8 protein-coding genes are annotated in these 14430 nt (G+C 72.0%); 3 read left to right on the forward strand and 5 right to left on the reverse strand.

Going from position 1 to position 14430, the window contains the following annotated elements:
* Window positions 1-128 precede the first annotated feature (128 nt).
* The 4 genes from COO58_RS11395 to COO58_RS11410 form a co-directional block, all read right to left on the reverse strand.
* Window positions 129-6065 carry a DUF4011 domain-containing protein gene (locus COO58_RS11395; protein WP_098744905.1) on the reverse strand — a complete coding sequence of 1979 codons (5937 nt, stop codon included), beginning with the start codon at window positions 6063-6065 and terminating at the stop codon, window positions 129-131.
* Window positions 6066-6219: 154 nt separating this feature from the next.
* Complete coding sequence (locus COO58_RS11400) at window positions 6220-6834, reverse strand: hypothetical protein (RefSeq protein ID WP_141561877.1); 615 nt, start codon at window positions 6832-6834, stop codon at window positions 6220-6222.
* A gap of 6 nt (window positions 6835-6840) precedes the next feature.
* Window positions 6841-10299, reverse strand: coding sequence for a protein kinase (locus tag COO58_RS11405; protein WP_098744908.1), 3459 nt, complete (start codon window positions 10297-10299; stop codon window positions 6841-6843).
* 9 nt (window positions 10300-10308) lie between these two features.
* Window positions 10309-10899 carry an SAVMC3_10250 family protein gene (locus tag COO58_RS11410; protein WP_091574687.1) on the reverse strand — a complete coding sequence of 197 codons (591 nt, stop codon included), beginning with the start codon at window positions 10897-10899 and terminating at the stop codon, window positions 10309-10311.
* A gap of 190 nt (window positions 10900-11089) precedes the next feature.
* On the opposite strand from COO58_RS11410, the gene COO58_RS11415 reads away from it, so the two are divergent.
* Together COO58_RS11415 and COO58_RS11420 are read left to right on the forward strand one after the other, a co-directional pair.
* Complete coding sequence (locus COO58_RS11415; protein ID WP_098744910.1) at window positions 11090-11425, forward strand: nucleotide pyrophosphohydrolase; 336 nt, start codon at window positions 11090-11092, stop codon at window positions 11423-11425.
* 243 nt (window positions 11426-11668) lie between these two features.
* Entirely contained in the window at window positions 11669-12208 is a 540-nt protein-coding gene (locus COO58_RS11420) for a DNA/RNA helicase domain-containing protein (RefSeq protein WP_245666411.1), read from the forward strand.
* A gap of 181 nt (window positions 12209-12389) precedes the next feature.
* Here COO58_RS11420 and COO58_RS11425 read toward each other — a convergent pair whose 3' ends face one another.
* Window positions 12390-13064, reverse strand: a complete 675-nt coding sequence (locus COO58_RS11425) for a GntR family transcriptional regulator (protein ID WP_091574694.1) — start codon at window positions 13062-13064, stop codon at window positions 12390-12392.
* Between the two features lie 157 nt (window positions 13065-13221).
* On the opposite strand from COO58_RS11425, the gene COO58_RS11430 reads away from it, so the two are divergent.
* Window positions 13222-14421, forward strand: a complete 1200-nt coding sequence (locus tag COO58_RS11430) for a CaiB/BaiF CoA-transferase family protein (RefSeq protein ID WP_176558790.1) — start codon at window positions 13222-13224, stop codon at window positions 14419-14421.
* Window positions 14422-14430 lie beyond the last annotated feature (9 nt).

Here is a 14430-nt window from a genome sequence, read left to right on the forward strand (position 1 = left end):
AGCCTCCATTCGATCAGCGAAGTGGACCTTGCGCTAGATCGTTGATCTGCGGAAAGTGGACGCTGAACAGTCACCGCCGTCGACCTGCTGGACGAAGCGATCATCGTCCGTTCGACGGCAAGGATGCGTCAGCTCAGGGTGAGGCGCCGCTCCTCGTCGAACCGGACCCGGCCGCTGGTCACCGCCACGTGCAGGCCGTACCGCAGCAGGCGGTCGATCTTCTCGGTGCGCCGCCGATAGCCGAGGCGCTCCAGGCCGGCGCGCAGCAGCCGTTCCTCGTCGAGGCTCGGCACGCCCTGCAGGACGTGGACGAACGCGTTCGCCACCTCCTCGGGCGGCACCTCCTCGAACGCGCGGTCGTTGCTGAGCTGGGTGACCCGGTACGCCTGCCAGCTCCGCGGGTCCGTCCCCTCGGGCCACGCGTAGCGTCCGACCGTCGGGTGGTCGTACCACCGGCGGGCGTCGACGAGCGCGAGGACGGCGAGCCGCCGGTCCTCCCGCGTACGCAGGAAGCCGAACCGGGCCAGCGTCAAACGGGCGAGGCGGTGCTGTTCGACCGGCCCCTCGACCGCGATGATCTCCCGCAGCGCCTCGCGGATCTGCCCGCGTACCCGTTGGTCGCTGGTGAGCAGGTCGAGGTCGCCCTGGTCGCCGAGCGGCGTCGGGGCGTACGGGACGAAGGGCCGGACCTCGACGGTGCCGGCGGCCGCCGGCGACCCGGTCGTGACGGCGGGGCCCGGTGCGGTGACGAGGCTCGTCACCGGTGCCGGCGCGAACGGCTCGCTGTTCTCCTCCACGCCCGACTCCGACGCGGCGGGCAGGCGAGGCGACGGCACCTGGACCTCGCCGAGAGCCGGGACGGGCATGGGCATGGGCTCGGGCTCGTCGGCGCGGGAGACCGCCTCGTCGACCCGGTCGAGCAGCGTCGCCCGGTCGCGGAGCCAGGCGGGCAGCCAGAACCGGACCACGTCCGACCAGCCCATGATCTGCCGCAGCAGCGCCGGCGCCGAATCCCGGTCGGCCACCGTGGGCCGGGCGCTCCAATCCGGGCCGTCCAGCATGACCGCCACCTGCCACCGCGGCGATCCGGGCCGGCGTACGGCGATGTCCACCGTGAAGTCGGACAGGCCGTGCGCGGTACGCACCTCGTGACCACGGTCGCGCAGCGCGGCGGCGACCTCGTCGCGGATGCGGTTACGTCGCTCGGCCCGGTCGGTGGCCAGGTCACCCAGCCGGTCAGGACCAGCCGCCGCCATCTCGCAGTATGCCCGCAGGTGCTGGGTGCCGACGGCGGAGGTGCGGGACAGGTCGATGTCGGACGGGTCGAACGAGGAGTAGAGCACGACCTGCCGGCGGGCCCGGGTGATCGCGACGTTGAGCCGCCGCTCGCCGCCGACCTGGCTGAGCGGGCCGAAGTTCAGCGGGAGCTGCCCGGTCTCCGGGTTGGTGGAGAAGGCCAGCGAGAACAGGACGACGTCCCGCTCGTCACCCTGCACGTTCTCCAGGTTCTTCACGAAGATCGGTTCGGTGACGGCGCCGGAGAGGTGTTCCCGGACGATCGGGTCGCCGCTGTCCTCCAACAGGTTGAGGATGAGATCCCGCTGCTGGATGTTGAAGGTGACCACGCCGACCGACTGCCCGGCGGTGGCCGGGTCGTGCAGGCGTCGGGTGATGTCGGCCAGGACGGCCCGCGCCTCGACCTCGTTGGTTCGGGTCCCGCCGCGGTCGTACCGGCCGTCGACCCGCCGCCAGGTGATGCCGGCGGAGCTGCTGGCACCGGGTGACGGGAGGCTGGAGAGCTTGTTGTCGTAGTAGTAACGGTTGGAGAACGCGATCAGCGACTCGTCGTGGCTGCGGTAGTGCCAGGACAGCCACCGCTGCGGCAGCCCGCACTCGACGGCTTCGCTGAGGATGCTCTCCAGGTCCTCCAGCACCGGCGCATCGCCGTCGGGGACCTCGTCGACGGTGTGGCTGGCCTGCATGATGCTGCTCGGCGGCATCTGCCGGGAGTCGCCGACGATCACCGCGGCGCGGCCGCGTCCCATCGCGCCGACCGCCTCGGCGACCCGGATCTGCGACGCCTCGTCGAAGACGACCAGGTCGAACCGCCGACTCCCCGGGGCCAGGAAGTTCGCCGCCGAGGCGGGACTGACCAGCACGCACGGCGTCAGCGCCAGAACGACGTCCGGGTACAGCTCGAACAACTCCCGGAAGGAGCGGCCGCCGCGCTTGCGGCGCAGCTCGGCGGCGAAGTCGGCGAAGCGTCCGCGCCGGTCGGTCGGGCTGAAGGGGCGGCGGGCGACCAGCACCGACGGCAGGCGCTCGGGCAGTGCCGACCGCAGCTCGCCGGCGGCGGTCTCGAACTGGGCGATCTCGTCGTCGTGCAGCTCCGGGTCGAAGTACTGCAGGCCGCCGGCCCGCGCCCGCTCGGCGAGGGAGGCGGCGGCGACGCCCCGCCGGTACGCCTCCTCGGCGAACTGTCCGGCCACCTCGGCCCGCAGCAGTCGGTCGCGGTAGTCGGTGAGGCCGGCGGAGGCGAGCACGTCGGCGTGGCCGAGCGCGGTGGCCCACCGACGTAGCGGGAAGAGCTCCTCGGTCCGTAGCTCGTGCAGCCAGGTCGCGCCGTCGCGCTGCCAGGCGTCGACCCAGTGCGCGCCGGCGGCCCAGAGGGCCAGTTCCGGCTCCCCGGACCGCAGCACCCCGCGCCAGGCCCGCCAGCGGGCGGCGACCCGGTCGAGCAGGGCGGCGTCGGCGTCGGTGACACCGCGCCGGAACAGCTCCCACGCCTGCGGGTGGCGGGCCAGCAGCGCCCGCCCGACGCGGGTCGCCTCGATCGACTCGGCGAGCCGACGCGGTGCGTCCGGGTCGGTGGGCAGCCACCCGGGCAGGTGCAGGCCACCCAGCGCGCCCGCCTGCCGGTGCAGGGCCGCGGCCTGCGCCTGCGCGGCGACCAGCCGGCCGGTGGTCACCTCGATCTGCTCGGCGTCGAGCGTCGCGCCGGCGACCAGGTGCACCGCCAGCCGGTCGACGACGGCCTGTCGCCGCTTGCGCTTGCCGAAGACCTTCTTCGCCGCCTCCTGCGCCTCGGCGTGCCAGGCGACCAGCTCGGGGCGGGCGTACACGTCCGGTCGGAAGGTGGCCAGCTCGCCGGCGAAGCCCTGGTGGAAACCGGCCACCTCGGCCTGGAACCGGGTCACCGCCTCGTCCCAACGCCGGTCGCCGGCCCGCGCTGTGGTTTCCCGGTCCGGCAGCATCCCGCGTACGGCGAGCCAGGCGCCGGCCAGCAGCTCGCCGACCGCCTCCGGGGAGGGCAGTGTCCGCAGCAGCGCGGACAGCTCGGCGTGGGCGGCGAGGTCCGCGCGGACGCGTTCCAGGTCGGCGGCGATCTCGGTGAGGGCCGCGCCGTGCAGCCCGTCGAGGGTGCGGCAACCGCTGAGCGACCAGGGGTGTTCGGGTCGGATCCGCGCGGAGCGGGCGGCGGCCGGGAACTCCCGCAGCGTCCGCTCCACGTGCGCCCGCGTCTCGTCGGGCGCGTGCAGATAGCTCACCGGGATCGGCGCGACCGGCCCGTCCCCGTACGCGAGCACCTGCTCGTACGCCGACCAGAGCGACATTCCGACGGGGTTGGCGGCGTGGACCTGCGCCGGGTACTCGGCCAGCGGCGCGAGCCGCGTCCGGTAGGCGGTCTCGACGGCGGTCCAGGTGCCGCCGTCACCCGCGTCGTACTGGTCCAGGGCGTCGCGCAGCTGCTGGCGGATCGCGTTGAGGGACTGCTTGCGCCCGTGCAGGTCGAGCGTGAACGGCCCGAGGCCGACCTGCCGGAGCCGCCGCTTGACCACTTCCAACGCGGCCTGCTTCTCGGCGACGAACAGCACGGACCGGCCGGCGGCGACCGCTCGGGCGATCATGTTGGTGATGGTCTGCGACTTGCCGGTGCCGGGCGGCCCTTCGAGCACGAAGGACTGGCCGCGCTCGGCCATCACGATGGCCTGCATCTGCGAGCCGTCGGCGGGGATGGGCAGGTGCAGTTCCGCCTCGTCGACGGCATCCGCACCGTGGTCCTCCGGCCGCGCCGGGTCGTCGAACGTCGCCCCGGAGGACTCGACCAGGTGCCGGACGACCGGGTTCTCCAGGAACCGGGGCCAGTGGTCGCCGAGGTCCCGCCACATCTGGAAGGTGGAGAACTGCAACAGCCGCAGACTGGCGGTCTCGTCGATGCGGTAGTTCAGCCGGTTGTCGACCAGCCCGGCGTTGATCGCCGCGAGAGTCTTCGCCACGTCGATGCCGTGCTCGTCGCGGACCGGCTGTTCCAGCTCCGGGATCCGCACGCCGTGCTTGACCCGCAGCCACTCGACCAGGCAGTGGTTCGGGCTGGCCACCTCCGCGCCGTCGATGACCATCGCGTACGGGCGGCGGCCGGTGCCGCCCTCGATGCGCACCGGCAGCAGGAACAGCGGGGCGTACGCCTCTCCCCCGGCCGCCCGGGGGTGCACGAGCGTGCCGATGGTCAGGTAGAGGTAGTTGCTGCCGGTCTCCTGCTCCATGGTGCGCGCCTCGCGCTGGATGGCCCGCATGGCGGTCTTGTAGCGCGCCTCGGTGACCGCGCCGTAGACCCGCCGATCGGTGCGAAGTTCCCGGGTGAGGATGTCGGCGTCCAGGTCCTGCGCCCGGCGCGCGCCGGCCAGCTCGTGGATGTGGCTGATGTCGTCCTGCGGGATGACCTGCACCTGGCGGCCGTCGTGGATGAGGTCGTCGAGCAGGGCCAGGGCGCCGGCCGGCACGTGCAGGTCCAGACCTCGGCCCCGCTTGGGCAGGTTGAGCAGCGGGTTGCGCAGGCTCAGGTCGAGCAGGGATTTGCGCCACTGCTGGATCCGCGCCGGCGAGCCGTCGGAGGGCTGCGGCACCTCCTCGCCGTCGTCGGCGAGCTGGCGCAGCTTGGCGGCGGCCACCCCGGCCGGCAGGTCCAGGGACGCCTCGGCGGTCGGGGCGGTCGCCGGGGCGGTGTCGACCGGCGCGACCAGCTCGTCGGTCGACGGCAGCGGCCGGATGCCGGAGCGGTGGGCCAGGTGGACGTCGACCACGCCCTGCAACCGGTGACCCTCACCGCGGAAGTGGCCGAGCCCGACCCGCACCGCCTCGGTGAACGTCGCGCTCTGCGCGCCGGGTCCGACGCGGGTCAGCTCGACCGGCACGGCACGGCCGGAGTCCACCATCGAGATCAGCAGGTTCGTCTCGGTGACCGAGGCGGCGCTGAGCCGCTCCTCCTCCAGCAGGAAGCCGCCGAACGCGTGTCCCGTCGCGATGAAGACGAGCGGGTGCAGGCCGGCCGCCTCCAGGCAGGCGGCGTAGGTCACCGACAGGTCGAGGCAGTTGCCGAGCCGCCCGTCCAGCACCGCCGCCGTCGTCCGGACCTTCTGACCGCTGTTCTCGAACGACGCCGGCAGCGTCTGGTAGTGGATGTCGAGCCCGCGCAGCGCTTCGTAGACCGCGCCGGCGATGAGCGCCGCCCGTTCCGCGCCGTCCTGGTAGCCCTGCAACGACCCGGAGCCGGTACGCGCCAGCAGGAGCCGCGCCGCGGACCGCAGCACCGCCTCCACCGCCCGGGTGTTCGGCTGCACGAAGGCGGCCAGGCTGTCGTAGAGGGCCGGGCTGTTGAACCACTCGTTGTGCGCGAGCACGCGCGACGGGGCGTTGAGGCTCAGCGGTGTGCCGTTCGCCTCGACGGTCAGGCGGTAGTCGACCGGGAACGCCTCGTCCGTGCGGTGGAGCAGCGCGCGGTCGGGGGTGACGTCCCGGAAGTCGTCCCAGCCGGTGCTCGCCCCCGGGCGCAGCGGCGTGCCGAGGGTACGCGTCCACGGCTCGGTCAGAGCGCCGTCGGGGCCGAGCAGGTCCAGCGTCACCGTCACGTCCGTCAGCGGCTCGGCGCCACGGTTGGTCAGCGTGAGGTGCCGGACCAGCGGCACCCGGTTGTGCACCAGGGCGGCATTGATCGCCGGCTGGACGAGCAACGCGACGGCGAGCTGGTCGTCGTCGGCGGTGAACTGCGCGAAGACGCTGTCGGACATGGGCGTTACTCCAGGTGGCGAGGCCAGGAAGCGCCCAGCCTAGCGGTCGGCCGCTCGGCGGCGACTCGCCCGGCCGATCTTGGCTGTCGTGCCGCTCGGGCATGAGGTGGGCCAGGACGAAGCGCCATCACGACAACCCCTACTCGTGGTTCGTCTACCGCTCGGGGATGGAGACGCCGTCGGCGTCCAGCGGTGAGCCGTCCAGGGCGCGGTCGGTCTCGACCGCGGTCAGTCGAACGGCCACGTCCCCGTCGGAGGTCGGGAAGCGGCTGAACGTCAGCAGGACGAATCCCGACCGCTTGTTGCCCCGTACGCCGTTGTCGAGGGGTGTGGTGCCGACGCCCTCGACCAGCCACTGGTAGACCGGCTGCGCGTCCTCGTCCCGCCAGCCCTTCAACCGGGCCTGGTGAACCGCCAGGGTCAGTTTCTCGGCCAGGTAGGCCGGGTCACACACGCTCACGATCGTCAGGTCGAGTTCCTCGAACCGGTGCGCCGCACCGAACTGCCACCGGACCCGCACCTCGCGGACTCCCGGCGTCAGTGGCCGTCCGAAGAACACCCAGTCGTACGAGTCCATGAAGGGCGCATGGATCTCGAGCCAGCTTGCGCGGTCCTTCTCCAGCACGATCCAGGGTGAGGGGACCTCGTTGAACTCGTCGGCCCACACGACCTCGGGGATCTCCCACGCCTCCTGCCAGGACCGGACCCGGTCCCGGTTGGCCAGGAACATCGCTCGCAACTCGTCGTGCCGGCGGCGCCGTCCGAACACTGTCGATCACTCCCCGTAGTCCCAGTCGAGGCCCCAGATACGGACGTTGCCCTGATAGTCGCCGGTGACGACGGTGCTGAAGGAGCCGTCGGCGCGTACCGTCTTCACCCAGACGAGGTGACCGTGCAGCGTGCGGATCCGCCGTCCCGCCCGCAGATCCCAGACATCGACGGTCTGCTCACCCGGGTCACCCGCGACCGCGAACGCACCGTCGGCGGACACCGCCAGGTTGTCGATCCGATGGACCGTGCCCTCGGGATCGTCGAGGTTTCTCCCGTCGAACACCAGGTCTCCGGTCGCGGCGTGCCAGACGACGAATCCCTTCTGGGCGGCGATGGCGGCGAGGCGACGGCCACCGGTGAAGGCCAGACGGGCCGAGGAACTGTGCTTGACCCGCTGAAGGTCGTACAGCGGGCGCCGGCCGTCGGGGCGCCACGCGGTCAGGCGGGTCATCTCGGCCATCAGCAGCACACCGGAGGCGAACCGGATCTCCGTGTGCGCGTCGACGCGGGGGAAGGTCCGCACGGACTTTCCGGTGTCCATCGACCGGACCTCCACGGTGGTCATGTCGCCCGTCCGCAGTTGCACGGCGACCAGGCGAGACGTCTCGTCGGCCGTGACACCGTCGATCGTGCCGCGCCCGGTGCGGACCGTGGCGACGCAGGCGGCGGCCTCCAGCGACCACACCGTCGCCAGGCCGTACCCGAATCCGACGGTCAGCAGGTCACCGCAGAGGTCGAGCGTCGTCTCACCCTCGTCGCGAGGCAACGCGCCGGCGACCCGGAACCGCGGCTCGAACGTCGCGGTGTCGTGGCAGGCGACCGACCCGTCCGAGTAGCCGACGACCAGGTCACGCCCACCCCTGGCGAAGCGCAGCGTGGTGGCGGGGTTCCGTTGCCGGGTCACCGAACCGGCCTTCTCGAGCGTCTCCAGGTCGAAGATCTCGACCTCGTCGATGTTGGCGGGAAAGGCGAACAGTCTCCCGTCCTCGCTGACGTCGTAGGTGCCCCGGGTGAGCATGACGTCGGACAGTTCCTGCTCCACCCAGACGCCGGCCAACGCGGTGCGGCGCAGGTCCCGGCCGGCGGCCCGGGACGCACGGCGCAGTCGGGGATGACGGCGATAGCCGGGAATGGCCCTGGCCTCGCGGATCGCGTCGGCGGCGCGCCGCCGCTCCCCGGACCGGATCAGCGCGTCGATGTCCGCCATGACCTGCTCGAACGCCCGTTCCTCGCGGGCGAGGACACCGACCGGGCGGGGCGGCGCGTACGACCACGGGGCGAGGTGCCCGCTGAGCGGCATGGGCAGGCGGGACAGCGAGGTCCGGCGGCGAGGGTAGCCGCCCGACTCGGCGACGACGGCGTACCCGCAGTCGCCGCTGAACGCCGCCGCGTCGCGACGCGTACCCCGCTCCCAGTCCTTGCCGAAGGTGCGGACGCACCGACGGTTGGCCAGTTCGAGCACCTGGAGGTCGCCGGTCCCGGGGTCGAGCAGGGCCCAGCCCGCCCGGCCCGACACGCCGAGCAGGTCGTATCCCATCACCCAGGGGAGCTCCCACCGTCGCGGCCCGTCCCAGACCCGCATGTCGACCGCCATCAGGGAACGGAACGCGGCCCTGAGGACCGTGGAACCGTCCGCGGCCAGGGCGACCTTCTGGTCGTCGGGCCCCAGCTCGTCCGGAGGCATCTCCAGGCCGCGCATCCGGGTCCGCCGCAACGGCCACCACTGCTCCACCCGGTGATCGACGTCGGAGTGGGCGCGCCCCAGGGAGGCCGAGACGAACACCTCGGCGTCCCGGCCGAGAATGACGCGGGTGACCCTGCCCTCGTGCGGCCGGACGTCGGCGACCGGCTCCCACGTGTCGGCGCGGAGGACGAGCACGCGACCGTCGGCGGTTCCCACGGCCGCGAAGGCACCCTCGGGGCTGAGCGCGACGGCGGTTGCGCCCTGCCACCGGCCGTCGAGATCGGCGGTGCCGTCGGTGAGACGCCACCTCTGCACCAGGGAGTCCTGATAGCAGACGAGGACCCGGGTGCCGGCCTCGTCGACGGCGACGTCGACCGGGGTCCGGCCGGGGTCGCCGAGTTCGGCGACGACCCGGCCCGCGAACGCGTCCCAGATCCGCACCCGCCCGGAATCCTCGGCCACCACCACGTGCGTCGCGTCGTTGTCGCAGGCCATCGCCACGACCGTGCCGGACGTGCGCCCGAACACCTCCAGGGTGCCCCTCGGCTCCAGCCCGCCGCAGCGTTCGCGCGCGGCCGCGATCTCGGGCGAGCCCGGGTGTTTCCGGTCCGCCTCGGCCAGGTGGCGCGCGGCGGAGACACCGTCACCGCGTTCCATGTGCACCATCGCGGCCAGGTGGTCCGCCTCCCAGGAGTCGCCGGTGGCGCGCAGCTCCGACAGCAGGGTCTCGTCGGTGACCACGCCGTTGCCCCACCGGATCAGCCCGTGGTTGTAGACCGCGCGGACGTTGTTCGGGTCGATCGCCTTCGCCCGCTCGAACAGCTCGACCGCCCGGTCCTGCTCGCCGAGGTCCCACAGCGACAGCGCCTTGTTGGACAGACCGTCGGCCCGCAGCGACGGCGGGACCGCGTCGGGGTGCGGGTAGGGGCTCGCGGTGGCGTGGGCGTACACGTCCAGCAGGACGGCCTCCGCCTGCGCGGTGTCGCCGACCCGGGACCGGGGATCGGGGTCGAGGCAGCCCGCCAGGAGGTCGCGCAGCGCCGGCGGGAGATCGTCGCGCAGCGCCGCCAGCGCGTCCGCACCCTCGTGGCCCCACCGCCAGAGCCGGCGCCCGTGCAGCACCTCGATCACCGTCAGCGCCCAGGACCACATGTCGCTGGCCCGGCCGATCCGGCCCTGGGGGTCGACCTGTTCCGGGGAGCAGTACTGCGGGGTGAAGCCGCCGAGCGTCGCGTACCCGGTCTCGTCGCCGCCCTGCGCGGGCGAGGAGACCGACGCCTTCGCCTTGGCCGTCCCGAAGTCCGTCACCCGCGCCGTCTGCCCGTCGTACATGACGTTCGAGGGCTTGACGTCCTGGTGCACCAGACCCGCCGCGTGGGCGTGCCCGATGCCGCGCAGCATCTGGATCCCCACGTCGAGGGCCCGCGGCAGGTCCCGGCACCGCCCGTCCCGGACCGCCGCGGTCAGGTCGCCGCCCGCGACCCACTCCGCGAAGATCACCGGGTACGCGCCGACGCGCTGCACGTAGTTGCAGCCGACCACGTTCGGGTGCGGGTCGAGATCGGTCCAGGCCTGCGCCTCCTGCGCGAGCAGGTCGAGGATCCCGGGCGCCGAGGCCAGGTCGGGCCGCGGCGTCTTCACCGCCAGGTCGACGCCCCAGCCGAGGTGATGCGCGCGGTAGACGAAACCCGTACCGCCGGTCTCGACCACCTCCTCGATGCGGAACGTGTCGAGAACGGTCTCCCCCGGCCGCCACCGGATGACCTGCCCCGCGTCCACGCCGAAGCCCTAGTCGACGAGCGCCACGTAGATCGGGCTGCCCAGCAGCGTGCCGTTCGGGCCCGGCTTCTCGGCCAGCCGCTTCGCGACGAACTCCACCCGCTGCGCCGGCCCCGGCAGAGCGGCCCCGATCTGCGCCAACGACTCGTGGAAACGCTCGTCGTCGAACTCGCCCGGGTCGCCCCGCAGGTCCCGGAGCTTGCGGAACAGGTACGGCGGGACCGACCCCACCGGTTCGGCGTCACCGCCACCGACCACGTGCGACGCCGACCCGCCGAGGACGACGACCTGGTCGTCGAGCGTCCCCGCGAAGACCACGATGCCGGCGGTCGGGAAGACCTGCCAGCGCATCTCCACACAGGCCTGCACGTAGGGGCGGTCCTCGTACGCGGCACCGATCTGGTCGGCGTCCTGCAGGTGCCGGATCACCTTCTCCAGCTTGTCGAGGTCGTGGCGCTCGGGCAGCACCGCCTTGCGGCTGTAGCGGACGACCTTGAGGTCCACGGCGAGCTCGGTCTCGTGCTGCGCGGAGGAGGCGACCTGTGCGGCCAGGAGCCCGACCTTGAGATGCGACAGATAGAGGTAGTACTTCAGGCTCAAGATGCACTCCGGTTACGGGGAGACGTCCGAAGCCCACCCTACGTGGCGCACGCACACGTTGCTGACCCCACGATCGACGAGATCGCCGTCGTGGTCACGCCCACCCGCATGCACGGCTTGCTCGACGGTCGTCAGTCCGTGACCCGCCGCCACGTCAGGTCGTCCCGCACATCCGTGACAGACTGCCGCGGTGGACGACCTGACAGCTCAGGTGCGAGAGTTCGCCGAGGAACGGGACTGGCAACAGTTCCACACCCCCAAGAACCTCGTCATGGCCCTGGCCGGCGAGGTCGGCGAACTGGTGGCCGAGTTCCAGTGGCTGACCCCGGAACAGGCGAACGCCGTGATGGGCGATCCGGAGGCAGAGGCCCGGGTCCGCGCGGAGGTCGGTGACGTCATGATCTACCTGACGCGGCTGGCGGACGTTCTCGGCATCGACCTTCGGGAGGCAGCCGTCACCAAACTGGCCGAGGTCGCCATCCGCTATCCCGTCGACGAGGTGAGAGGCTCCGCGACGAAGCGGTAGCGGAGCGTGCGAGGAAATGATCTCTTCGATACAGTCCACCCGTACAGGCGCGTAGCGACGGGCTTCCGGCCGCAACCGGACATGCCCCCCATGCGCACGATCACTTCGTGCTGCCCGGGGGCAAGTCTTGTCTGCGTTCCGCACCTCCGCCGACGGCCTGCTGCGCCTCACGACCGACGGTGGCCTGGCCGACCGCATCGCGGACCACATCGGGCACAACGTGAGTGCGGCCGAACGCCGGTCATGGGAGCGCAGTCTCACGGTGCTCGGGCAGGATCTGGCCGACGCCGGCCTGGGTCAGGTGGAGGTACTGGCCGAGTACCAGCTACCGCTGACGAGCAAGCGGGTCGACGTGGTGCTCGCGGGCCCTGGAACGTCAAGAGCGACCGTAGCGTCGGTGACGCGCCGGGTAGCGCATTCTGGGCCACCGACCCGAACGGCTTCGGTCAGGTGGGGTGCGTCTACACGGCCCAGGGCTTCGAGTACGAATGGTCGGGCGTGATCGTCGGGCCGGACCTGATTGCCCGCGACGGCCGGCTGGTGACCAGGCGGACCGAGTCGAAGGACCCGGCTTTCCGCAGTCGGAAGCAGCTCAGCGACTTCGAGGCGGACCGACTGATCCGGAACACCTACAAGGTGTTGATGACCCGAGGCATGCGCGGCACCGTCCTCTACTCCACAGACCCCGAGACGCGCGCCTATCTGGCTTCCCTGGTCCAGGTGAAGCGGCTGGTAGAGACGACGTACGAACCCGTCGTCGACGAAGCCACGATGCACGGCTGAGGCGCCCCTGGCCCGGTGGTTCGTCCCTGAACGGCTGGACCAGAGGTGGCAGGCGGAGTGGGATGCCGCAGCCGACACCGCAGCAATGAGGCGGTATTCGGAACCCGAGCGGGGGCGTTCTTCGGCGGTGTCCTGACCGCCGACACCCCGACGACGGCCACCCGGCACGAGCTGTACCGCCTCACATGTCGTGACCGGGGCGGATGGAGTGCCATGCCGCCCGTACGTGGCTGCGCATGACCGATTCCGCCCAGTCGGGGTCGGCGGCGGTGAGCGCCGCCACCAGTTCGTGGTGGTGAGCCAGGCTGCGGCGCAGGGCCTCGGGGCTGTAGTGGGAGAACGTCCGCCAGACGAGCGGCATCTGGATCACCGAGGAGACCACGCCGGCCAGGCGGCTGTTGTCGGACGCCTCGAGGATCGTCCGGTGGAACTGGTTGTTCAGCTCGGTGAGTTCGTCCACGTCGGTCGGTCGTCCGCCCGGCGCGACCTCGTCCATCCGGTGGGCCAGCGCGTCGAGCGCGGCCAGGTCGACGGTGCCGGTGACGGCCGCCAGTCGGCAGCCCCAGGGCTCGAGCACGGACCGCAGGCCGAAGATCTCGTCGAGGTCGTGGATGCTCCAGGCCTGGACCTGCACGCCGCGGTTGCGTTCGTGCCGGACCAGCCCTTCGGCGGTGAGCCGCCGGAGCGCCTCGCGGACCGGCGTCCGGCTCACCCCGACCGACTCGGCCAGCTCGCCTTCACGAAGCCACTCGCCGGCTGACCGCTGCCCGGACAGGATCTGGTCCCGGATCAGCCGGTAGGCGTGGTCGGCGGCGTGGCCGTTGTCGGCCTCCCGCAGCCCGGTGCGGTCACTCATGATGCTCCGCACGGTAACAACGCGCCAGGTTGTATGCAATGAGCCCACGGACCATTGACACCGCAAGCGTCACGAGCCTATTTTTCCCGCACAGCCCGATGTAGCGCCGGTCACAGGGCAGGCTGATTGCATGCAAAAGACGCTGATTGAGGGGTCCATGAGCACTCCACTGCCGCTTGACGACATCCGGGTGATCGAGCTCGGCCAGCTGCTGGCGGGGCCGTTCTGCGGCCAGCTCCTGGGCGACTTCGGCGCCGAGGTGATCAAGGTGGAGGACCCGGGCCGGGGCGACCCCATGCGGCAGTGGGGGCGCGAGAAGCCGTACGGGAAGTCGCTCTGGTGGCCGGTGGTGGCGCGGAACAAGAAGTCCGTGACCGCGGACCTGCGGACCGACGAGGGACAGGACCTGGTCCGCCGGCTCGTCGCCCGGGCGGACGTGTTGATCGAGAACTTCCGGCCGGGCACGCTGGAGCGGTGGGGCCTGGCCCCGGAGCGCCTGTGGGAGATCAACCCCGGCCTGGTCATCACCCGGGTGACCGGCTTCGGCCAGACCGGCCCCTACTCCTCCCGCGCCGGATACGGCTCGATCGGTGAGGCGATGGGCGGGATCCGGTACGTGACGGGCGACCCCGACCGTCCCCCGGCCCGAGCCGGCGTCTCCCTGGGCGACTCCCTGGCGGCGACGTTCGCCTGCCTGGGCACCCTGGTGGCGTTGCACCAGCGCGGACGCACCGGCCGGGGCCAGGTGGTCGACTCGGCCATCTACGAGGCCGTGCTGGCGATGATGGAGTCGCTGATCCCGGAGTACCAGATCGCCGGCTACCAGCGGGAGCGGACCGGGACCACCCTGCCGAACGTGTCCCCGAGCAACGTCTACCCGACCGCCGACGGCGAGATGGTGCTGATCGCGGCGAACCAGGACACGGTGTTCCGCCGCCTCGCCGAGGCGATGGGCCGGGCCGAGCTGGCCACCGACGAGAGGTACGCCACGCACGGCGCCCGCGGGCGGTGGATGGCGCAGCTGGACAACCTGATCGCCGAGTGGAGCTCCACGCTCACCTCCGACGAGCTGCTCGAACGGCTGCACGGGCACGGCGTGCCGGCGGGCCGCATCTTCCGGGCCCGGGACATGTTCGCGGACCCGCACTTCGCCGCCCGGGAGGCGATCGTCCGGCTGACCCATCCGGACCTGGGCGAGTTCGCCATGCACAACGTCGTACCCAAGCTCTCCGACAGCCCGGGCCGGGTCCGGCACGTCGGCCCCGAACTCGGCGAGCACACCGAAGACATCTACCGCGACCTGCTGGGACTCGACGACGGCGCGATCGCGTCGCTGCGTTCCGCCGGCGTCATCTGAGGAGGAACC

The organism is Micromonospora sp. WMMA1996, from assembly GCF_002573675.1.
In the GTDB taxonomy this organism is placed as follows: domain Bacteria; phylum Actinomycetota; class Actinomycetes; order Mycobacteriales; family Micromonosporaceae; genus Micromonospora; species Micromonospora sediminicola.

Excerpts from the sequence above, each read along its gene's own strand:
- COO58_RS11430 (WP_176558790.1), top strand. The coding sequence starts at position 13,222 with ATGAGCACTCCACTGCCGCTTGACGACATCCGGGTGATCGAGCTCGGC.
- COO58_RS11425 (WP_091574694.1), bottom strand. The coding sequence starts at position 13,064 with ATGAGTGACCGCACCGGGCTGCGGGAGGCCGACAACGGCCACGCCGCC.
- COO58_RS11420 (WP_245666411.1), top strand. The coding sequence starts at position 11,669 with ATGGGAGCGCAGTCTCACGGTGCTCGGGCAGGATCTGGCCGACGCCGG.
- COO58_RS11395 (WP_098744905.1), bottom strand. The coding sequence starts at position 6,065 with ATGTCCGACAGCGTCTTCGCGCAGTTCACCGCCGACGACGACCAGCTC.